The organism is Nonomuraea endophytica (assembly GCF_014203235.1).
GTDB lineage: Bacteria > Actinomycetota > Actinomycetes > Streptosporangiales > Streptosporangiaceae > Nonomuraea > Nonomuraea endophytica.
Genome location: NZ_JACHIN010000002.1, coordinates 467712 through 487810 on the forward strand (window position 1 = coordinate 467712; position 20099 = coordinate 487810).

The 20099-nt window shown below is 70.5% G+C and carries 25 protein-coding genes and 1 riboswitch; of the genes, 14 read left to right on the forward strand and 11 right to left on the reverse strand.

Annotated features, from left to right (window positions below):
- The first annotated feature begins 52 nt into the window (after positions 1–52).
- From HNR40_RS10285 to HNR40_RS10310, 6 genes are all read left to right on the forward strand, one after another.
- The gene (locus HNR40_RS10285) at positions 53–916 is read left to right on the forward strand and encodes a carbohydrate ABC transporter permease (protein WP_312896269.1); all 864 of its coding nucleotides are present in this window, start codon (positions 53–55) and stop codon (positions 914–916) included.
- A 54-nt stretch (positions 917–970) separates the two neighbouring features.
- Positions 971–1813, forward strand: coding sequence for a carbohydrate ABC transporter permease (locus HNR40_RS10290; RefSeq protein ID WP_184960098.1), 843 nt, complete (start codon positions 971–973; stop codon positions 1811–1813).
- A gap of 10 nt (positions 1814–1823) precedes the next feature.
- Entirely contained in the window at positions 1824–2072 is a 249-nt protein-coding gene (locus tag HNR40_RS10295; RefSeq protein WP_184960100.1) for a 4a-hydroxytetrahydrobiopterin dehydratase, read from the forward strand.
- Positions 2073–2130: 58 nt separating this feature from the next.
- Positions 2131–2676 (forward strand): superoxide dismutase family protein, encoded by a 546-nt coding sequence (locus HNR40_RS10300; protein ID WP_184960102.1) that lies wholly within the window; start codon positions 2131–2133, stop codon positions 2674–2676.
- 376 nt (positions 2677–3052) lie between these two features.
- The gene (locus tag HNR40_RS10305; RefSeq protein WP_184960104.1) at positions 3053–4147 is read left to right on the forward strand and encodes a low temperature requirement protein A; all 1095 of its coding nucleotides are present in this window, start codon (positions 3053–3055) and stop codon (positions 4145–4147) included.
- On the forward strand, positions 4144–4467 hold the full coding sequence (locus HNR40_RS10310) for a nuclear transport factor 2 family protein (RefSeq protein WP_184960106.1): 324 nt from the start codon (positions 4144–4146) through the stop codon (positions 4465–4467). The genes HNR40_RS10305 and HNR40_RS10310 overlap by 4 nt, the downstream gene beginning before the upstream one ends.
- A 39-nt stretch (positions 4468–4506) precedes the next feature.
- Here HNR40_RS10310 and HNR40_RS10315 read toward each other — a convergent pair whose 3' ends face one another.
- On the reverse strand, positions 4507–5721 hold the full coding sequence (locus tag HNR40_RS10315; RefSeq protein WP_184960108.1) for an aminotransferase class III-fold pyridoxal phosphate-dependent enzyme: 1215 nt from the start codon (positions 5719–5721) through the stop codon (positions 4507–4509).
- A 1-nt stretch (position 5722) separates the two neighbouring features.
- Entirely contained in the window at positions 5723–6658 is a 936-nt protein-coding gene (locus tag HNR40_RS10320; protein WP_184960110.1) for a carbohydrate kinase family protein, read from the reverse strand.
- Between the two features lie 49 nt (positions 6659–6707).
- Here HNR40_RS10320 and HNR40_RS10325 point away from each other — a divergent pair, with 49 nt between their 5' ends.
- The 3 genes from HNR40_RS10325 to HNR40_RS10335 are packed head-to-tail and all read left to right on the forward strand — an operon-like array spanning position 6708 to position 8893.
- Positions 6708–7301 carry a TetR/AcrR family transcriptional regulator gene (locus HNR40_RS10325; RefSeq protein WP_184960112.1) on the forward strand — a complete coding sequence of 198 codons (594 nt, stop codon included), beginning with the start codon at positions 6708–6710 and terminating at the stop codon, positions 7299–7301.
- 38 nt (positions 7302–7339) lie between these two features.
- Entirely contained in the window at positions 7340–8221 is an 882-nt protein-coding gene (locus HNR40_RS10330) for a ClpX C4-type zinc finger protein (protein ID WP_184960114.1), read from the forward strand.
- A 24-nt stretch (positions 8222–8245) separates the two neighbouring features.
- Positions 8246–8893 (forward strand): class II aldolase/adducin family protein, encoded by a 648-nt coding sequence (locus tag HNR40_RS10335; protein WP_184960116.1) that lies wholly within the window; start codon positions 8246–8248, stop codon positions 8891–8893.
- Positions 8894–9035: 142 nt separating this feature from the next.
- Here HNR40_RS10335 and HNR40_RS10340 read toward each other — a convergent pair whose 3' ends face one another.
- Positions 9036–10601 (reverse strand): DUF885 domain-containing protein, encoded by a 1566-nt coding sequence (locus HNR40_RS10340; RefSeq protein WP_312896270.1) that lies wholly within the window; start codon positions 10599–10601, stop codon positions 9036–9038.
- 23 nt (positions 10602–10624) lie between these two features.
- Here HNR40_RS10340 and HNR40_RS10345 point away from each other — a divergent pair, with 23 nt between their 5' ends.
- The 5 genes from HNR40_RS10345 (at position 10625) to HNR40_RS10365 (ending at position 13877) form a co-directional block, all read left to right on the forward strand.
- Positions 10625–11842, forward strand: coding sequence for a DUF4032 domain-containing protein (locus tag HNR40_RS10345; protein ID WP_184960120.1), 1218 nt, complete (start codon positions 10625–10627; stop codon positions 11840–11842).
- Between the two features lie 137 nt (positions 11843–11979).
- The gene (locus HNR40_RS10350; protein WP_184960122.1) at positions 11980–12348 is read left to right on the forward strand and encodes a roadblock/LC7 domain-containing protein; all 369 of its coding nucleotides are present in this window, start codon (positions 11980–11982) and stop codon (positions 12346–12348) included.
- Between the two features lie 4 nt (positions 12349–12352).
- The gene (locus tag HNR40_RS10355; protein ID WP_184960124.1) at positions 12353–13051 is read left to right on the forward strand and encodes a hypothetical protein; all 699 of its coding nucleotides are present in this window, start codon (positions 12353–12355) and stop codon (positions 13049–13051) included.
- A gap of 59 nt (positions 13052–13110) precedes the next feature.
- Positions 13111–13485 (forward strand): roadblock/LC7 domain-containing protein, encoded by a 375-nt coding sequence (locus HNR40_RS10360; RefSeq protein WP_184960126.1) that lies wholly within the window; start codon positions 13111–13113, stop codon positions 13483–13485.
- A 20-nt stretch (positions 13486–13505) separates the two neighbouring features.
- Positions 13506–13877, forward strand: a complete 372-nt coding sequence (locus HNR40_RS10365; RefSeq protein ID WP_184960524.1) for a hypothetical protein — start codon at positions 13506–13508, stop codon at positions 13875–13877.
- 44 nt (positions 13878–13921) lie between these two features.
- Here HNR40_RS10365 and HNR40_RS10370 read toward each other — a convergent pair whose 3' ends face one another.
- The 8 genes from HNR40_RS10370 to HNR40_RS10405 all read right to left on the reverse strand — a co-directional run bounded on the left by HNR40_RS10370 (position 13922) and on the right by HNR40_RS10405 (position 19984).
- Positions 13922–14785 carry an alpha/beta fold hydrolase gene (locus tag HNR40_RS10370; RefSeq protein WP_312896271.1) on the reverse strand — a complete coding sequence of 288 codons (864 nt, stop codon included), beginning with the start codon at positions 14783–14785 and terminating at the stop codon, positions 13922–13924.
- A gap of 25 nt (positions 14786–14810) precedes the next feature.
- A complete protein-coding gene (locus HNR40_RS10375) occupies positions 14811–15656 on the reverse strand; it encodes an RlpA-like double-psi beta-barrel domain-containing protein (RefSeq protein WP_221340200.1) in 846 nt (281 codons plus the stop codon).
- Positions 15657–15840: 184 nt separating this feature from the next.
- Positions 15841–15980: riboswitch (cyclic di-AMP (ydaO/yuaA leader) on the reverse strand.
- 164 nt (positions 15981–16144) lie between these two features.
- Positions 16145–16345, reverse strand: a complete 201-nt coding sequence (locus HNR40_RS10380) for a DUF5302 domain-containing protein (RefSeq protein WP_184960130.1) — start codon at positions 16343–16345, stop codon at positions 16145–16147.
- Positions 16346–16417: 72 nt separating this feature from the next.
- On the reverse strand, positions 16418–17272 hold the full coding sequence (locus HNR40_RS10385; RefSeq protein ID WP_184960131.1) for an aldo/keto reductase: 855 nt from the start codon (positions 17270–17272) through the stop codon (positions 16418–16420).
- Positions 17257–18045: a class I SAM-dependent methyltransferase family protein gene (locus HNR40_RS10390; RefSeq protein ID WP_184960132.1), complete on the reverse strand. Its 789-nt coding sequence runs from the start codon at positions 18043–18045 to the stop codon at positions 17257–17259. The genes HNR40_RS10385 and HNR40_RS10390 overlap by 16 nt, the downstream gene beginning before the upstream one ends.
- Before the next feature lie 6 nt (positions 18046–18051).
- A complete protein-coding gene (locus HNR40_RS10395) occupies positions 18052–18633 on the reverse strand; it encodes a lysophospholipid acyltransferase family protein (RefSeq protein ID WP_221340201.1) in 582 nt (193 codons plus the stop codon).
- Positions 18630–19415: a phosphatidate cytidylyltransferase gene (locus tag HNR40_RS10400; RefSeq protein ID WP_184960133.1), complete on the reverse strand. Its 786-nt coding sequence runs from the start codon at positions 19413–19415 to the stop codon at positions 18630–18632. Before HNR40_RS10400 ends, HNR40_RS10395 begins: the two co-directional genes overlap by 4 nt.
- Positions 19412–19984 (reverse strand): CDP-alcohol phosphatidyltransferase family protein, encoded by a 573-nt coding sequence (locus tag HNR40_RS10405; RefSeq protein WP_184960134.1) that lies wholly within the window; start codon positions 19982–19984, stop codon positions 19412–19414. Before HNR40_RS10405 ends, HNR40_RS10400 begins: the two co-directional genes overlap by 4 nt.
- Positions 19985–20099 lie beyond the last annotated feature (115 nt).

The window sequence follows — 20099 nt, forward strand, 5'->3', positions numbered from 1 at the left end:
GATGGAGCGGCTTCGCAAGTACGGTTTTGTCCTGGGATTTCTCGCCGTCCCGGTGACGCTTTACGTAGTCTTCGTGATCAGTCCGTACATCCAGGCTTTTCAGCTCTCGCTGACGAGCTGGAACGGTTACCAGGCGAACCCCGCCTTCGTCGGGTTTGAGAACTTCACCAGACTCTTCAACGACGAGGTCTTCTGGAACGCCCTGCGGACGCACGGGATCGTCCTGCTTGTGATGCCGCTCGTCGTGCTCGCCCTCGCGCTGGTCTTCGCCTTCCTGCTCAACCTGGGAGGCGGCTCGCGCGGGGCCGGCATGCGGGGCGTGTGGGGCTCGACCTTCTACAAGGTCGTGTTCTTCGCGCCCCAGGTCCTGGCCGTCGCCATCGTCGGCGTGCTCTGGAAGGCGATCTACCGCCCCGACGAGAGCGGCGTGATCAACGGCGCCGTCATGAAGCTGGGCGGCGAGCCGATCGGCTGGATGAGCGACCCGAACCTGGCCCTGTGGTCGCTGATCGCGGTCATGGTCTGGCAGGCGGTCGGCTTCTACGTGGTGCTGTTCTCCGCGGGCATGTCGGCCATCCCGAAGGACTACTTCGAGGCCGCCGCGCTCGACGGCGCCGGCCGGTTCACGCTCTTCTTCCGCATCACGCTGCCGCTGCTGCGTGACACGATCCAGGTCGGCTGGGTCTACCTGGGCATCGCCGCCTTCGACTGCTTCGCCCTGGTCCAGGTGCTCACCCTGGACGCCGGCGGGCCCGACGGCGCCACCACCGTGCTCCCGGTGGAGATCTTCAAGACCGCCTTCTCCTACAGCAAGGTCGGGTACGCCTCCGCGATGGGCGTGGCGCTGTTCTTCCTGACGATCACCTTCGCGGTGCTGACCCTGCGCGTCACCCGGCGCGAGAAGATCGAGATGTGATGGATCCGAGGCGACACGCATCCATCCGTCATCGCTCCGCAAGAGGACTCTGACATGCGAAACAAGCCGAAGCCCAGCGCCCTGAGCGGCCTGTCGCACGTCGCGCTCGCCGTCTGGGCGCTGCTGATCATCCTTCCGCTCCTGTGGACGTTCCTGGCCGCGTTCAAGGACAACACCGAGATCTTCGGCGACGCGCTCCAGTTCCCCGGCGCGGCCCGCTGGGACAACTGGGCCCGTGCCTGGGAGAAGGCCCACGTCGGGCAGTACATGATCAACACGGTGATCGTCGTGTTCTTCAGCACGCTCGGCACCATGTTGTTCGGCTCCATGGCCGCCTACGTGCTGGCCCGCTACAAGTTCGTCGGCAGCAAGCTCATCTACCTGCTGTTCGTCTCCGGCATGGCCTTCCCGGTGTTCCTGGCGATCACCCCGCTGTTCTTCGTGGTGAAGCAGGTCGGGCTGCTCAACTCCTACCTCGGCCTGATCATCGTCTACATCGCCTACTCGCTGCCGTTCACCGTCTTCTTCCTGGCCGCCTTCTTCCGTACGCTGCCCGAGGCGGTGGCCGAAGCGGCGAAGATCGACGGAGCCTCGCACACCCGCACGTTCTTCCAGGTCATGCTGCCGATGGCCAAGCCCGGCCTGATCAGCATCACCATCTTCAACGTGCTCGGCCAGTGGAACCAGTACCTGCTGCCGCTCGCGCTCGTGCCGGCCGACCGTTCGAAATGGGTCATCACCCAGGGCATCGCCGACATCTCCACCATCGCCGGCTACGAGGCCGACTGGCCCGCCCTGTTCGCCGCCATGAACCTGGCGATCATCCCGGTGCTGATCGTCTACATCATCTTCCAGCGCCAGATCCAGTCCGGGCTCGGCGCGGGGGCCTTGAAGTAACGTTGCCCCCATGAGTGAGTGGACCCGCGAAGGCGAGGAACTCCGGCGCACGATCACCGCGCCGGACTTCCCCACGGCCATCCGCATCGTCGACGAGATCGCGGTCAAGGCCGAGGAGATGAACCACCATCCCGACATCGACATCCGGTGGCGTACCCTCCACCTGGTCCTGACCACGCACGACACGGGCGGCCTGACCGACCTCGACCACCGGCTGGCGGCCATCATCGACGACATCGCGGCCAAACACGGAGCGTAAGACCTTGGTCACTCGCTAGAGTTGACGGGCCCACAGCCCGTCACTCCGGGGAGAGACCATGCGTCGGCCCGCCATCCTTCTGTCGCTGTTCGTGCCGCTGCTGGCCGCGGGCTGCACCCAGTCCGCCACCCCAGCCGCGGCCCCCTCACCCCCAGCCGCCGTCACCCTCAAGGGCGCCGGCCGCTTCACCGACGCCGACACCGCGGCCATCGCCTACGACCGCAAGCTCGCCCCCGCCGGGTCCCAGGCCAGCCTGACCGCCGAGTCTATCGGCGGCAGGACGACGTCGTCGCTGGTCGTGGAGGGGCTGCTGCCCAAGCGTGCGTACGGCGCGCACCTGCACACCAACCCGTGCGGCGCCAAGCCCGACGACGCCGGGCCCCACTTCCAGCACCACGGGACCAGCGCCAACGCGGCGAACGAGGTGTGGCTCGACCTCACCACGGACGCCGAGGGCACGGGCCGCGCGACAGCCCGCAACGACTGGACCCTGGAGCCCGGCCACCTCCCCCGCGCCCTGGTCATCCACGCCCAGCCAACCACCAGCACGGGCCCGTCCGCAGGCACCGCCGGCCCCCGAGTAGCCTGCCTAACCCTCAACTAGCCCACCCCTCCCCCCACCACCCCTCCTCCCGGGCCACTCCTAGGGTCCGCCACCCGCTCCCCGGCCACCTCTTCCCCCGGCCGCCCCCTTCCGCTGCCACTCCGGGCTGCCGTTTCCCCCGAGCCGCCCTCTCCCCCCGGCTTGCCCCTCCTCGGTCGCCCCATTCCCCAGCGGTAGCCGCGTGTGTCTGCCCCGCGCCTGGCGTTGCCGCTACCTTCGCGCTTCCTGCCGCCCTCACCGGCGCGCCCGATGTTGAAGCCCCCGTTAGGCGCCGCCCGTTGCCCCCTGGGTGCACCTCTGCTGTGCCCGGGTCTGGGCGGGCTTGTCGGGCTATGGCCCTAGGATGCTTACACAATTACGTCGAAGGGCTTGAAGAATGTCTGAACGCCGGTGGCAGCCGCCCCGCTTAAGGCTTTTCGAGGGTGACCACAGGCGCGCCACCTGGCTGGAACTCCTGTACGACCTCGTGTTCGTCGTGGCCGTGGCGGAGCTCGCCGACGTACTGGCCCATGGGAACGGCCTGGCCTTCGTAGGCCTGTTCATCCCGCTCTGGTGGGCGTGGGCGGGCTACGTCTTCTACGCCAACCGCTTCGACACCGACGACGTCAGCCACCGCCTGCTCATGCTGCCGCAGATCCTGGCGATCGCCCTCATGGCCGCCAGCGTCGGCGACATCGGCAACCGGTCGGCGTTGTTCGCCGTGTCATACGTCGTCGTACGTCTGCTGCTCATCGTCGCCTATGTCCGGGCGCGCAAGCACGTCCCCGAGGCCCGCGCGCTCACCACCCGCTACATCCAGGGCTTCGCGATCGCGGCGGCGATCTGGCTGCTGTCGCTGGCGTTCGAGCCGCCGATCCGGTACGTCCTGTGGGGCGTCGCCGTGGCCATCGACCTGGCGACGCCGTTCCTCGCGCGACGGCACCAAGGCTCACTGCCGCCGCAGACGGAGCACCTCCCCGAGCGGTTCGGGCTGTTCGTCGTGATCGTCCTGGGTGAGGTCGTCGCGGCGGTCGTCTTCGGCCTCAAGAGCCATGCCGTGACGCCGGGCAGCGTGTTGATCGCGCTGAGCGGGATCGCGGTGGCGATGGCCTTCTGGTGGCTGTACTTCGGTCACCTCGACGAGTCGGTCGTCCTGCGCACGCGGCTGGCCGGGCAGGTATGGGTGTATTCGCACCTGCCGCTGGCGCTCGGGCTGGCCGCGTTCGGCATCGGGGTGGAGCACGCGCTGGCCGAGCCGGGATCGTCCGGCTGGTCGGTGGGCATCCCGGCCGCGCTCGTCCTGGCGACGCTCGGCCTGCAACACCTGTGCTCGGGCGACCGCCGCTCCTCCACCGTCCGCGCCGCGAGCGCCGGGCTGATCCTCGTGTTCTCGTGGCTCCCGGTGACCGTCGTGCTCATCTTCGTCCTGCTTCTCGGCGCCGGTCAGGTCGCGTACCTGCTGGCCCGCCCCGTCACCGGAGACGCCAAATGATCGAAGACCTCTTCACCCGCCAGCTGGCTGCCATCGCCGACGGCGACCTGGAGGCCGTCCTCGCCCAGTACCGCGAGGACGCCATGATCGTCCGCCTGGACCGCGTGGCGACCGGCCCCGAGGAGATCCGCGCCTTCTTCGCCGCCTACCTGGAGCTCAAGCCCCGGGTGACGGAGATCAAGGCCCTCCAGGCGGTGAACGACACCATCTTCTACAACGCCGTCATGACCGTGAACAACAACCAGGTCAACGCCTACGGCACCCTGATCGTCCGGGACGGCCGGATCTGGCGCCAGACCGCCGCCGCCCTCCCGCTCTAGCCCCGCCTTCACGGGTCCTCCCCGGGGGAGGCCGGGGTGTCAGCCGAGGTGGGCGCGGGTTTCGGCGAAGGCGGCGTCGGTGCCCTCCAGGGCGCGGGCCACGTCGGCCTCCGTGTGGGCGGCGGACATGAACCAGTTGTGCCACGGATGGATGTACACCCCGTGCCGCAAGCACGCCGAACTCCAGTGCATGGCCACCGACAGATCGGCGTCACCTTCGAAGCTCAGCCAGGGAATCGTCACCGGCCCCGTCTGCTTCACCGTGAACCCGTGGGACCTGGCCTGCGCGTAGAGCCCTTCACGCAGCTGGGAGCCGGCCTTCTCCATGGCCGCGATGCCGTTGGTGTCGCGCAGGGTCTCGATCGTGGCCTTGGCCGCCGCCATGGCCACGGCGGAGAACCAGAAGGAGCCGGTCGAGTACAGCGTCTGCGCCGGTCCGCGCAGTGCGTCGGTGCCGGTGACCGCGGCGATCGGATACCCGTTGGCCATCGCCTTCGACCAGGCGGTCAGGTCGGGGCGCACGCCGTACGGCTCCCATGACCCGCGCAGATCGATCCGGAACCCCGCCCGGACGTCGTCGATCACCAGCGCGGCCCCGAGCCGGTCGGCCAGCGCCCGCGCGCCCCGCGCGAACTCCGGCTCCACCAGCTCCTGGTCCTCGAACGAGTCGTGCTTGAACGGCGTCACGATGATCGCCGCCACCTCGCCCTCGACCGTGGCCGCGGCCTCCTCCAGGCCGGCCAGCGAGTTGTAGGCGAACTCCACGAGATCGGCCCGCTCGCTGGGCGTGGTCCCGGCCAGAGACGGTGTGCACCAGGGGTCGGCCCCGTGGTACGCGCCGTGCGCCATCAGCACCTTGTTCCGGCCGGTGGCCGCCCTGGCCACCATCAGCGCCTGCGTCGTGGCGTCGGTGCCGTTCTTGGAGAACATCGCCCAGTCAGCGCTGGGCACGGTGTCGACCAGCAGCTCCGCCAGCTCGACCATGACCGCGCCGGGCCCGTTGAGACAGTCACCCTTGGCCAGCTGAGCAGCAGCGGCCGCCTCCACCTCGGGATGCCGGTGCCCAAGCACCACCGGCCCCCAGCTGCACATGAAGTCGATGTACTCCCGCCCGTCCACGTCCCACTGCCGGCATCCGTCGCCGCGCTCGAAGAACTGCGGGTAGCCCGGCGCGAAGATGGCGGCGTTGAGATGCCCGTACATCCCGCCCGGCACTACCTTGTCGGCGCGCTGACGAAGTTCGCTGTCTGTCATCTCAATTCCTGCCGTCGTCCAGGTGGCTGAGGGTGGAGGGGAGGTCGGTGATGCCCGCGTCGGAGCCCAGGCCAGTCGCCACGCGGGCGGCGGCGGCCGTGCCCCAGCGGGCGGCGGTGATCACGTCCTGGCCGTGCAGGAGGCCGGTGATGAAGCCCGCGCAGTACGCGTCGCCGCAGCCGGTCGTGTCGCTGACCTCGGTCTTCAGGGCCGGCACCACCTCGCCGGTCAGCGGGCCTCCGGTGAAGATCTGGCTGCCCTCCGAGCCCATGGTGATCAGGACGGCCTCGGGGCCCTCGGCCAGCAGGGCCTCGGCGGCCTCTTCCAGGGTTTCGGCGCCGGTCATGAGGAGGGCCTGGGACTCGTTGGGGAGGACGTAGTCGACGTGCGGGAGGAACGCCTTCGCCATACCCAGCAGGTCGGGCATCTCCGAGAGGAGGTCCATCGTGACGATGGTTCCGGCGGCGCGGAGCGTGTCCAGGAGCGCGAAGAACGCGGGGTCGCCCAGGCCGAAGGTCACGTCCACGCCGCCCAGGTGCACGGCCCTCGCCGTACGCAGGATGCCGGGGTCCACGTCGGCGGGGGTGACGGTGAGGTTGGCGCCGGGGACGTGGAAGCTGGGGCGGCCGCCGTCGGGGCGGATGGGGAGGATGGAGGCGGCGGTCTGATCGCCGGGGCGGCGGCGGATGTGGGAGACGTCCACGCCGTGCCGGGCCATGACCATGAGGAGGAAGTCGCCGAGCTCGTCGTCGCCTATGGCGCCCAGGGAGATCACCTGGTTGCCGAGTTTGGCCAGGTCCACGGCGGTTCCGGCGGCTGCGCCCGCGGCGGTGAGGCGGATCTGGTCGACGAGCACGGTGTCCTGGCCCTGGGGGATGTGCTCCACGGGGCGGGTGAGGATGTCGACGATGTGCACGCCGACTGTGACGACCGTCATACCGCGTTAGTAGACAGACGTCCGACTAAAAAGTCAATACAATGCCCGCATGCCGAAGATCGTGGACCACGACGAGCGCCGGCGCGACGTGCTGACCGCCGCCAGCAGGGTCATCGTGCGGGATGGCATCGACGCCGCGACCACCCGCGCCATCGCCAAGGAGGCCGGGCTCTCCAACGGTGTTTTGTCGCACTACTTCGCCGACAAGGATGAGATCTTGCTGTCGGCGTTGCGGGAGTCGCATCGGCGGATCCGGGAGCGGCTGACCGCCAAGGTCGGCGAGCTCACCGGGCTCGCGGCGTTGCGGGAGGTCCTGCTGGACAACCTGCCGCTCGACGCGGAGCGCACCCAGGAGACCCGGCTGGAGGTCAGCTTCTGGAGCCGGAGCCTGGCGTCGGACGAGCTGGCCGAGGTGCAGCGGGCGGAGGCGGGTGAGTTGCGCGCCGCCGTACACGGACTGCTGGAGGAGGCTCGGGCGGCGGGAGAGGTACGCGCGGAGGCGGACCTCGACGATGCCACCGAGCATTTGCTCGCCCTGGTCGACGGGCTGAGCCTGCACCTGCTGCTGTATCCGGGGCGGCTGCGGCACGCGGATCTCGAACGGCTCATGGGGGCGGCGATCGACGGCCTCGCGACAAGTTAGGGTTGTCGAAACGAAGAAGACAACTTAACGTTGTCGGCATGGACAGCTCCGCGCTGAACACCCAGGCCATGATCGAGGCGGTGGCCGAACGGGCCGCCTCACCGGATCCCCTGGTCCTGCTCGAAACCGCCATCGGCTACGCGACGCTGGCAGGCGCCGCCGCCGATGCCATGGTCGACCACTACGTCGACGCCGCCCGCACCGCCGGGCTCTCCTGGACCGACATCGGCGACCGGCTCGGCATCAGCAAGCAGGCCGCCCGCCAGCGGTTCGCCGCGCGGCTGGAGGTGAGCGGCGGGCCCGCGGCCGAGCCGGCGCCGGTCGCGCCCCGGCTGTCGGCGTGCGTCGAGGCCGCGCAGGCCCACGCGGACGCGGAGGGCAGCGTGCCGGGCACCCAGCACCTGCTGCTCGGGCTGCTGGAGGTGGGGGTCGCCGCGAGCGTGCTCGACCGGGTGGGGGTGACCAGGGAGGCGATCCGCGAATCGGCCGCACGGCTGCTCGCGCCGCGTGGGGGCGTGGTGGGGGACGGCGAGGCGTACGACAACGTGATGCGCGCCCGCCGCCTCGCCGCGAGCAGAGGCCAGAACCTGACCCGCACCCAGCACCTGCTGTGGATCCTCGCCACGGACCCCGGCTCGTCGGCGCGGCGCGTCCTGGACGATCTCGGGGTCGACCCCGCGCGGATCAAGAAGGAGCTCAACGACCTCATCCCGCCCCCTCCCCGGCCCGGACGCCGCGGGCGGAAGCTCGGCAAGCGCGACGTTTCGACCTGCTCGTTCTGCGGCTGCACGGACCCGGGCCGGGCGATGGTCAACGGGCCGGGCGTGCGGATCTGCGGCGAATGCGTCGGCTTTGCCACCGAGATCATCCACACCGCCCACAGCACTGCGGCCGCGCCCGGCCGCCGCCTGATCCCCTGACCCGGTCGCGGTACATTGTCCGGCATGCTGCTGGCCGAGCTCAGACAACAGATGTGCGAGTACGGCCGGCGTGCCGTCGACCAGGGCCTCGTCATCGGCTCATCCGGGAACCTGAGCGCCAGGGACGGCGACCTCGTCGCGGTCACCCCGTCCGGTGTCCAGCTCGACCGGCTGACCGCCGAGGCGTGCCCGGTCGTCGACATGGACGGATACCTGGTGGAAGGCGACCTCCAGCCCTCGTCCGAGACCCCGATGCACCTCGCCGTCTACACCACCACGCCGGCGCGGGCGATCGTGCACACGCACTCGGTGTTCGGGACGGTGGTGGCCACCACGATGACCGAACTGCCACCGGTGCACTACAACGCGCTCATGCTGGGCGGGGTGGTGCGGGTGGCCGAGTACGCCACGTACGGGACGCCTGAGCTCGCGGCCAACGTCAAGCAGGCCATGGAAGGCAAGCAGGCGGCGTTGCTGGCCAACCACGGCGGGGTGACGATCGGCGCGACGCTGGAGCAGGCGTTCGAGGCGACCCGGCTGCTTGAGTGGCTGTGTGAGGTGTACGTGCGCGGGTTGTCGATCGGGAAGCCCACGGTGCTGACCGAGGACCAGTTGACGGCGGTGATCGACCGCTCACTCAACCCGCCCCCCTTCCCCCGCCGCGCCCCCTGACCACCCGGTGGCCAGGGCTTGGCGAGACCTTCGAAAGACAACCCAACGAACAGACCGGAAGGCCCGAAGGGCAGCGACCCGGGACCGGGGACCCCGGGAGGCCGCAAGGGCGAGGGCCCGCGGGCTGGGAGGGCGGGGTGGGTTAGGGCAGGGCTTTTTCGGCCAGGCCGAGGGGGAGGCCGCCGGAGCCGGCCAGGCGGTCGTGGAAGGACTTGAGGGTGCCCGAGTAGGACTCCCGGATGCGGTCGATCTCGATGGCGCCCGTCAGGTACGACGGCGCCTGCGTGGGCCAGGCGCAGTACCTGTTGACCTCCCCCTGCGCCGTCCCCGGCGACAGCGAGGCCCGAGTGGCCATGAAGGTCTCGGCCTGCTCGATCGTCATGTCCCCGCAGTGCAGCGCCGTGTCGACGACGATGCGGGCGGCGCGGAAGATCCGGCAGTCCAGGTGGGCCAGTTCGGTGGCGGGCGTGTCGAAGTAGCCCTGCTCGTGCAGCATCTTCTCGACGTACAGGGCCCACCCCTCGGTGAAGTACGGCGTGCGGAACACCTTCCTGACCGTCCGGCGGCTCTCGGCGATGTGCGACAGGTGCCAGTGGTGCCCCGGGTAGGCCTCGTGGACCGCGATCGACGGCATCTGGGCGCGGGAGTTGGTGCGCAGCCGCTGGCGTACCTGCTCGTCGGTGAAGTCGTCGGGGGTGTAGGGCACGTAGAAGATGCCGGTGCGGGAGCTGCTGAGGGGCGGCGGGGCGAGGTAGTGGGCCACGGCGAGGATGGGGCGCGTGTACTCGGCCGAGGGCAGCACCTTGCACTTCTCCCCGTCGGGGAAGGTGACGAGGTCGCGCTCGCGGACGAACTCGCGGGCGCGCTGGGTTTCGGCCTCGTATTCGGCGCGCATGGCTTCGAGGGTGGGCGGGTGGTCGTCCATGAGGGATTCCATGGCGGCGCGCCAGTCTTCGGTGCCGTCGACGCGCTTGGCCACCTCGCGCATGCGGGTGTCGAGGGCTGCCCACTCGTGTTCGCCCTTGGCGTGGAGGTCGGCGGCGCCGTACCCGAGGAGCTCGCGCTCGCGCAGGAGGACGGTGTAGAGCTGTTCGCCCATGCGCCAGGTGCCGCCGCACTCGAAGCCGTCGAGGAAGGTGACGAGCTGGTCGAAGGCGTCGGCGGCGGGTTCCGCCGCGGCGGCGAGCTTGGCGCGCAGGTCGGGGTCGTCGACCAGCGACGGCAGCGTGGAGGTGAGGAAGCGGCGGCCGGTGCGGGCCTGGCCGAGTCCGCGCTGGATGAGCAGCGGCGCGGCGATCGTGGGGTCGAGGTTGGCGCGGCAGTCGGCCAGGACGCCGGGGACCTCGGCCAGCCGGGAGACGGCGGCGGCGACCAGTTCGTGCTCGGGCTTGAGCTTCTGCTGGAACGGCGCGTTCAGGGAGGTGAACACGAGGGAGACGTAGAAGGCGGGGTCGCGCCGCCAGGCCGGCCACTGCGCCATGGCGACGGAGCCGCGCAGCTGGGACAGGACGAGGTCGCGGTCGATCGCGTCGTCGAGTGTCGGGGGCTCCAGCTCGGACAGGCGGGTGATCCAGCGGCGCTCTTCGTCTTCGACGGCGATCAGTGCGGCGGCGGAGAAGTCGCCGAGCGTGTGGTCGTATCCGTCGGCGCCGAGGTGGTTGGCGAGGATGGGGTTGTTGGTGAAGTACCAGGAGAGAAACTCGTCCACGGATCGCACCATATCCTGATGAAATGCCCCTACAGATCACCGGCGCGCTGGGTGACCCCGACCTGATCCGGCTGCCCTGGGAGACCCCTCTCGCCGAGTGGCCGCAGCACCATCTGGTCGACCTGCCCCGCGGCATCTCGCGGCACGTGGTCCGCTTCGCCCGTTTGTCCGGCAAGGTTTACGCGATCAAGGAGATCAGCGAGAGGTACGCCAAGCGCGAGTACCAGCTGCTCTGGGACCTGGCCAGGCTGGACGCCCCCTCGGTGGAGCCGGTCGCCTACGTCACCGGCCGCGACGAGGGCCTGGACGCCGCGCTGATCACCCGGCACCTGCAGTTCTCGCTGCCCTACCGGGCGGTGATGTCAGGCACGCTGCGCCCCGACACGCTGACCAGGCTGCTCGACGCTTTGGCCGTGCTGCTGGTGCGCCTGCATCTCAACGGTTTCTACTGGGGCGACTGCTCGCTGTCGAACACGCTTTTCCGCCGGGACGCCGGTGCGTTCGCCGCGTACCTGGTGGACGCCGAGACCGGCGAGATGCATCCGATGATCAGCGAGGGCCAGCGGCTGGCCGACATCGAGACCGCGCACGTCAACATCTTCGGCGAGATGCTCGACCTGGAGGCCGGCGGCCTGCTGCACCCGTCGATCGATCCGATGGAGACGGCCGAGGACATCGTCACCCGCTACCACCGGCTGTGGAGCGAGATCACCCAGGACGAGATCATCGAAGAGGTGGACTGGCACAAGGTCGAGCAGCGCATCCGGCGGCTCAACCTGCTCGGTTTCGACGTGGCCGAGATGATGGTGCGCCGCAAGGTCGGCACCGGGCGGCTGATCGTGCGGCCCAAGGTGGTCGACGCGGGTCACCACCAGCGCCGCCTGCTCCGCCTGACCGGCCTGGACGTGGAGGAGAACCAGGCCCGCAGGCTCCTCAACGACCTGGACGGCTTCCGCGTCGCCAAGGGCCTGCGGCACGAGGACGAGGCGATCGTGGCGCACCGGTGGCTGGCCGAGGCCTTCCAGCCGACGATCGAGGCGATCCCGGCCGAGCTGCGCCGCAAGCTGGACACGGCGCAGGTGTTCCACGAGGTGCTCGACCACCGGTGGTACCTGTCGGAGGCGGCGGGCGGCGACGTGGGGCTGAGCGCGGCGGTGAAGTCGTACATCGACGAGGTGCTGGTGCACAAGCCGGATGAGAAGGCCCTGCTGCCCGACGAACCGGCCAACCCCACAATGTGAGGAAATTTCGCTTGTAGCTGGGCATTGTCGCTGGTGAGGGCTATATATGCCACCTGGTGGAGATATCTTCCGCTGGGGGAACAAAGCCCTTCCCCGCGGCCCGGGGCGGGATGGCCGTCCGGCTCTACGCTGCGTCAGTGCTCGCATTAGACGACTGCCTCCTCAGCGTGATGGACATCCCGGGCGTCCTCGACGCGCTGGTGATGGATCACCTCAGCGGAACCGTGATGGCCTCCGGCGGGCGCGGCGAGGCCGAGCGGTCGGCGCCCGCGCTCGGCGAGACGCTGCGCGTCACCATGGACGCCCTCGCCGGCGCCACCCACCGTGGAACGGTCCGCATCGACGACCTGATCGTCATCGCCGACGACGGCTACCACCTGCTGCATCCGGTGGAGATGCCCTTCGACGGCCCGCTGGTGATCTACGTGCGGCTCGACCTCGGCCGCGCCAACCTGGCCCTGGCCCGCCACCAGCTCAGCTCGATCACCGGCCGGCTGCGGGGCTGACGCCGTGGCCGCCGTCCATACGCTGCTCACCGGCCTGGCCAGGGAACACGCCACCGGTTCGCTCAACGTGCCCCCGGCCGGCAAGGCGTACCTGCGCGAGGGGCGGATCGCCCACCTGGAGTGCCCGCGCACGCCGTCGGTCGAGCGGCTGCTGACCGCGCACGGCAGGGCGGGCGGCTACAGCCGGGCCGAGCTGGAGTTCTGCGTGGCCGGCGCGGTGCTGGACGCCGCCTACTTCCTGCTGCCGGCCGAGCTCCCGGCGGCGCGGCCGAAGTTCCGGCCGGGCGAGTGCCCGCGGCCGGACACCCGGCTGGAGTTCGAGCTCGCCTGGCTGGTCGGCGAATGCGCGCGAAGGAGAGCCCAGTTGGCGCAGATCTGGTCCTCGGCCGAACTGGACGACGTCCCGGTGACCCCGGCCGCGCGGCTGCCCGGCCATCGGGCGACCGTGAGCGCGCTGGAGTGGGAGATCCTGCTCAGCTCCGACCGGGTGGCGACGCCGGCCGAGCTCGCCGACCGGCTGGGGCAGCCCGCCTACTCGGTGCTGCTCGCGGTCCGCCGCCTGGCCGCCGCGGGGCTCCTGGTCGCGCCGCTGATGCCGCGACGGCGGGGGCGGGCGCTGGATCGGGCGGTGCCGCCGGCGCTGCCACAGAGTGACCCGAATGTCCTGGCCGCGGTGAAGAGGGCGCTGGAGGAGCTGGAGTGAGGTTCTCCGCGACGAGCCTGCGCCTTCGCGCCCTGCTACGGAACGGAAGGAGACCCTCCGTGGAACTCTGCGAACGGGTGCTCAGTGAGATGACCAGGCTGCGCGAGCGCGTGCCCGAGGTCAGCGGCAGCGTCGCCTGCACCGTGGACGGACTGCAGATCGCCGGCGACCTGCCCGGCGACCGGTGCGACCAGACCGCCGCGCTCTCGGCGGCGGTGCTGGCGCTCAGCCGGCGCATGGCCGACCTCGCGGGAAAGGGCGTGCTGCAGGAGACGCTGGTGTCGGCCAGCGCCGGGTTCGCCGCCCTTTACGCCGCGGGGCCCACCATCGTCCTCACCGTCGTGGCCGAGCCGGGCGCCAATCTCGGCCTGCTGCGGCTGGAGGGGCGCAAGACGGCGGCCGCGCTGGCCGCCATCGCATCGCGACAGCGGTGAACACACACAAGGAGGTACGCATGGCCGGCATGGACGTCTCCCTCAAGGAGATGATGGCCATCGACGGCGCCGTCGGCGCGGCGGTGGTCGATCACGGCAGCGGCATGGCGCTGGGCACCCTCGGCGGCTCGAAGGACCTCGACCTGCAGGTCGCGGCGGCGGGCAACACCGAGGTGGTCAAGGCGAAGATGCGCACGATGGACTCGCTCGGCCTCAAGGACGCCATCGAGGACATCCTCATCACGCTCGGCACCCAGTACCACATCATCCGGCCGATGGCCGGGCGCGGCGGCAAGGGCCTGTTCCTCTACCTGGCGCTCGACCGCGGCCGGGCCAACCTGGCGATGGCCCGCCACCACCTGCGCAACGTGGAGGAGAAGCTGGAGGTCTGAGTGCGTCGCGCGGCCGCCGTGGGGGAACGGCCGCGCGACGCGGGTCACCCGGCCGTGTGTTTCGTGATCTCTTCCACGATCCGCGACCAGAGTGGCTTGGGCAGATCGTGCCCCATTCCGGGGAACGTGACCAGTCTTGAGCGCGGAATTGCCGTAGCGGTCGCGCGCCCACCGGCGACCGGAATGAGCACGTCTTCCTCTCCGTGCAGGACAAGCGTGGGTACGGCCAGCCGAGCCAGCCTTTCGGTCCGGTCACCGGAGGCGAGAATGGCGGCCAATTGCCGGGCCGTCCCCGCCGGGTCGTGCGCCCGGTCATAAGCGAGACCGGCGAGCCGGGCGATCCGCTCGGTGTCCAGGTCGTATCCGGGCGAGCCGATCACCGCCCACGTCTTCTGGGCCAGCGCGATCGCGGCCACGCGGTCGGCGGGCGGGGCCGACATCAAGGTCGCGCTCGCCTCCGGCGTGGGCGGCGAGACCTGCGGTCCCGGCGTGGACATGATCGAGGTCAGCGTGCGCACCCGCCCGGGGTGGTCGAGCGCGAGCTGCTGGGCGATCATTCCGCCCAGCGACGCGCCGACGACGTGCGCGGCGGGCCAGCCGAGCGCGTCGATCAGCCCGGCCGCGTCCCGCGCCATGTCCGCCAGCAGGTACGGCGAAGCGGGCGATCCGAATTCCGGAACGCCCGCCTCGTGCAGATGTGTGGATTCACCGGCGTCGCGGTTGTCGAACCGGACGACATGGTGGCCCTGCTCGGCGAGGAGCTCGCAGAACTCCTCGTCCCAGTGGATGAGCTGGGCGCCGAGCCCCATGATGAGCAGCAGCGGCCGTGCTTGTGGCGAGCCGAAGCTGTCGTAGACGATCTCGATGCCGTTGACGGCCGCGCGCTGGGTCATGAGGAACAGAATCACATTCTGTTCCTCATGAGTAAAGAGGTCAGCTGCGGTCGAACGCCTTGCGGATGCGGCCGCGGGCCAGGAACATGCCGCCGCTCAGGAAGGCCAGGGCGCTGATGAGGGCGAGTCCGCCCACACCGTTCGACTCGGTGTCACGGGTGGTGACCGCCGCGGCCAGCTCGGCCTGCGGCGCCTTGTCCTGCGCGGAGGCCTTGACCGGAGCCTTCTCGGGCGCCTGCTCGGGAGCCTTCTCGGCGACCTGGGCGGGAGCGGGCGGGGTCTCCGGCCGCTCCTCGTCCTTCTTGTCGGTCTTCTTCTCCTCCGCGGTCACGACCGGCGGCGTGGCCGGCCTGGCGTCCTTGCGGGACCAGGCGCCGGTGGAGAAGGCGACGGGGTGGTTCTTCTTGCCCACGCCGGGGCCCCACTTGGTGATGACGTACTCGATCTTGATGTGGCCCTGGCCGCCGACGCCGTCGACGCTCAGCGAGCTGGAGTTGAACTTGCCGCCGGTCAGCGAGGCGAAGGTCTTGGCGTCGAGGTCGAGCATGATGCCCCTGTTCGAGGGGACCCCGGGGCCGCGGTCGCCGACGAAGAACGGCTCCTTCTTGCCCTTGTAGACGACGTAGCCCTCGGTCAGGAGGGGCCAGCTCGGGCTGGCGGCCAGGCCCTTCTGCATGGGTTTGCCGGAGGCGGGAAGACCGGTGTCGCCGTTGCGACCGGAGGCGTCGTCCCAGTAGTAGGAGGCGGTGGTGGAGCCCTTGAGAAGGGGCTTCTTCTCGGAGAAGTCATCCGCGTGTGCGGTTGCGCCGGCGCTGAGGGTGACCGCGCCGATGACGGCGACGGAGGCGAGCATGGTGAAAGAACGCATGCCAAGGCGGGAAGACATGAAGAAGAGAAGTCCTTTGTGCGGGGACAGGGGAAATGCGCTCGTCAAAGAGGCGTAGCCGGGCACAAAGCCGAACGGACGCTACGCGAAAGCGCGGGGGGAAAGCCTGGGGAAGGGGCCGCTCAGTAGGCGGCGGGTGAAACTACGCGGAATGGGGGTTCATCGCGGTGGTGCATGAAAAGATCAGTCCTCTCCATCGCGCCTACCGGGTTAGCTGACGGGTTCGGGCGTGGAGATGCCCTACCGACGCGTACGTCGGATTCACCCCAAAGGAACATGTGGTTCCCCGGTTCCCGCGGGTACGGGATTCGGCGCCAGCCGGCCGCCTCTTCCTGGTGAAGGGTCGGGTCGCCAGCTGGTAACGCTTAGGACTGTAAGTGCCAAAGACGGCAAAAGCAAAACAATCGCCATGAAACGGGCGAAGATCTACCTAAGAAGGTCAAGAAAAAGGGGGGTACGGCCAAGCCGTACCCCCTCAGAACGGCGGCTCAGCCGCCGCTCTTGCGCCGGAACGAACGCTTGCTGGCAGCAGGGCCGTGTGCGCCGTGGATCTTTGACTGATCCGTGCCCCTGCCACCCGCACCCGAGTCGGAGTGCTGATTGCGCTTGCGCTCCAGGGCCTCCCGGAACTTGCGCTTCATCTCGTCCTCGGGAGTTTCGCTGACTTCCGGCTCCGGTGTTTCCGCCATGAGGACCTCCTGGTGTTGGGGACCACAACAGCTTCGCACGACGGCCGACCTGACGCGAAACCGGGCACCGTGTCAGTCCAGCCGGGCCAGTTCGTCGTCGGTGAGTCGCAGGTCGGCGGCGGCCAGCGAGTCGAGGATCGTCGCCGGGCGGCTGGAGCCCGGGATCGGGATCACCACCGGGCTCCTGGCCAGCTCCCACGCCAGGCAGACCCGCTGCGGCGAGACCCCGCGCTCGGCCGCGACCTGCCCGAAGGCGGCGTGGCGGCTGCCGAGGCGGCCGACGTGGTTCATGCCGCCCAGCGGCTCCCACGGCAGGAACGCCACCCCCATCTCCTCGCAGACGTCCACCTCGGGCTCGCTGCTGCGAAAGCTCGGCGAGTACTGGTTCTGCACGCTCACCAGCCGCCCGCCGAGGATCTCGTTGGCCTGCCTGATCTGGGCCGGGTTCGCGTTGGAGATCCCGGCCATCCGGATCTTCCCGGCGTCGAGCAGGTCCACGAGCGTGCCGATCGACTCCTCGTACGGCACCGCCGGGTCGGGCCGGTGATGCTGGTAAAGCCCGATCGCCTCGACGCCCAGCGCCTTGAGCGAGCGGTCGCAGGCCTGCTTCAGGTACTCGGGACGGCCGTCCACGGCCCAGCGTCCGCGCGGCCGGGTGTGCCCGCCCTTGGTGGCCACGAGCACCGCGTCCTTGTCGCCGCCCCAGCTCGCCAGCGCCTTGGCGACGATGCGCTCGTTGTGCCCGACCTCGGCCTCCGTCGGCGTGTACGCGTCGGCGGTGTCGATCAGCGTGATCCCGGCGTCCAGGGCGGCGTGGATGGTCCTGATCGACTGCTCCTCGTCGGGCATGTGGCCCTCCACCGACATCGGCATCGCACCGAGCCCGATGGCACTGACACTCATCTCACCGATCAGTCGTGTCTGCATGCGTCCATGGTCATACATTCCGGCCGCTGAGTCGCCGTGGTCACCGTGAACAGGCCGACCTTCTCCCGTCTGCTGACGACGTCGGCGTACCCGGCCTCGACGGCCCAGGTGTGCAGTTGCTCGGCCGAGCGGCACTTCATCACCCACAGCCGCCCGTCGCGGTTGGGCAGCACGTTGGCGATGAACTCCAGCTGCGGGTGGCGGGTCTGCGTGGTGAAGATCAGCACGCCGTCGTGGGCGAGCAGGTCGCGCAGCCTGGCCAGGGACTTCCTGATCGTCTCGTCGTCCAGGATCAGCTCGTACAGTCCGCTGACCACGATGATGTCGGCCGGCCGGTCCAGCGGCTCGGGGTCGAAGGCGTCGCCGCGCTCGTAGCGGACGTTCGCCAGGCCGCGTTCCTTGGCCAGTTCCCTGCCCAGGCGCAGGCCGTCGGCGGCCAGGTCGCGGCAGACCACCTCGACCTCGGGCTGCTCCCTGGCCACGTCCTGCAGGTAGCGGCCGGGCCCGGCGGCCACGTCGAGGATCAGCGCGCGGCCCGCCCTGGCCGACACCTCGTCCCTGATGACCTCCTTGAGCAGGTCACGGCGGGCGCGGATGGCCCGCCAGCCGACCGAGTTCAGGTAGATCCGGTCGAGGGGCCAGCCGTGGGCCTTGTTGACGTAGACGTAGTCGAGCATGGTGCCGCTGTCGAAGCCGTGGCGGTAGCCGATGCGGATGCCGCGGCTGGTCCGGCCGGCGGTGCGCATCAGGAGCCGCATGAGTGCCCACTTCATGAAATTTCACCCTTCGGGAGTTGTCGGGAGCTGTCGGGAGCGCATGAGCTGATGTGCCGTCTTCAGGTCGGGGACGGGCGGCAGGAAGCGGACCGTCACCGGGGCGCGGCTCAGGCGGCCGTGCACCGGCAGCACCCGGCCGGTCCCCTCCAGCAGCACCGGGACGATCGGGACACCGGCCGCCTCGGCCAGCCGCGCCGCGCCGCCGTGGAACTCGCCGACGCGGCCGTCGCGCGAGCGGGTGCCCTCCGGGTAGACGACCAGGACCCGGCCTTGGTCCAGCAGTTGTACGGCTGCCGCCAGGTCCCTGGACCCGCCGCCGCCGCGCCGTACCGGGAAGCCGGAGACCAGCGTCCGGCAGACCAGCGCCCGCGCCCGGGTGGCGAACCAGTAGTCGGCGGCGGCCGCCACCGACGGGCGCAGCCGCGCGGGCAGCGCGGCCAGCAGCGCGGCGGTGTCGGCGTGGGAGCAGTGGTTGGCGACCACGACGCACGGCCCGCCCGGCACCGGGCCCTCGACGGCCAGGCCGCCGCTGCACGCGAAGGCGGTACGCCACAGCCGCCGCCGCATCGCGGCCCCGAGCCTCACGGCAGCACCACCACGACGGCCAGCGCCACGAGCAGCGAGTCCACGCGGTCCAGCAGGCCGCCGAAGCCGGGCAGCCAGGTGCCCGCGTCCTTGACCCCGGCGCCCCGCTTGAGCATCGACTCCAGCAGGTCGCCGAGCGGCGCCCCGGCGGCCACGGCCAGCGCGGTGACCGGCGCGAGCTCGCCCAGCAGGAACAGGACGGTCAGACCGCCCGCGGCGCCGCCCACGACCCCGCCCCAGGTCTTGGCCGGGGACAACGGCGACAGCGCCGGGCCGCCCAGCAGCCTGCCGCCGCACCAGGCGCAGACGTCGGCCAGCGCGACGGCCAGCACGAGGGCGAACGCGGTCCCCGGGGCGAGTGTGGCCAGGGCGCTCAGCGGCGCGATCCAGAGCAGCCCGAAGACCGAGTACGCGGCCCGCCTGCCGCCGTCCTCGGCGTCGCCGCCGAGCACCGGGACGAGAACGAGCGCCAGCAGCAGCAACGGCCCCGCGGCGAGCGGCGAGGGCAGGAACGGCAGCACGGCGACGGCGCCGGCCAGGATCAGGGCCTCCGGCGGGCGCAGCCGGACCAGCCGGGCGTACTCGGCGGCGCACACGACGCCCAGCGCCGCCGCCAGCGCCGCCGCGCCGACCGGACCGGCCAGCAGCGCCAGCGTCACCACCGGGGCGGCCACGGCCCAGGTCAGCCAGCGCTGGACGAGCTCGCGCCGGTGCGAGATCCACACGGCCACGCCGCTGGCGCCGAGCGCGCCGGCCAGGAAGGGAGCGGTCTCGAGTATCACGCCAGCTCCCTTCCGATGCGCGCCAGCCGTACCAGAGCGGTGATCGCCGAGCCGGCGGCGAGCACGATCAGCCACGGCGCCCAGCCCGTGAGGGCGAAGGCGGCCAGCAGCACGCAGCGCTCGGTCTTGCCCACGGGGCCGCCCTGCGCGCGCCGCGCCCCCGCGGCGGCACCGGCCAGGGCGATCCACGACGGCAAGGTGGCCGCCAGCGCCGTGGTCGCGACCAGCGCGGGCGGGGCCAGGACGAGGCAGCCGGCGAGCACGGCCAGTTCGGCCAGGCGGTCGCCCAGCTCGTTGACGACGGCGCCGAACCGGGTGGCGCGCCCGCTCTCGCGGGCGACGCCGCCGTCGAGGTTGGCGCAGGCCAGCCGGGCGGCCAGGAGCAGCGCGACGGCGAGCGCGGCGAGCGGCCCGGGACGAGTGGTCGCCAGTACGGCTCCCGCCGCGGCCGCGAAGGCGACCCCGGCGGCGGTGATGGCCCACGGGGGTACCTCACGGGCGACCAGGAGGGTGCGCACGCCACCCAGCCGGGCGGCGTACCAGGGCTTGAGTGCGTAGAGGCCGTTCATATGACCAGGTTCTGACCTGGAGGCGGGCCGACACATGGGGCTTTAAGCGCATATGAGGTGAGTAGCCCTACTCAACCCGTCAAAGGATCGAACGTTCTTGAGGTTGTGGTGGAAC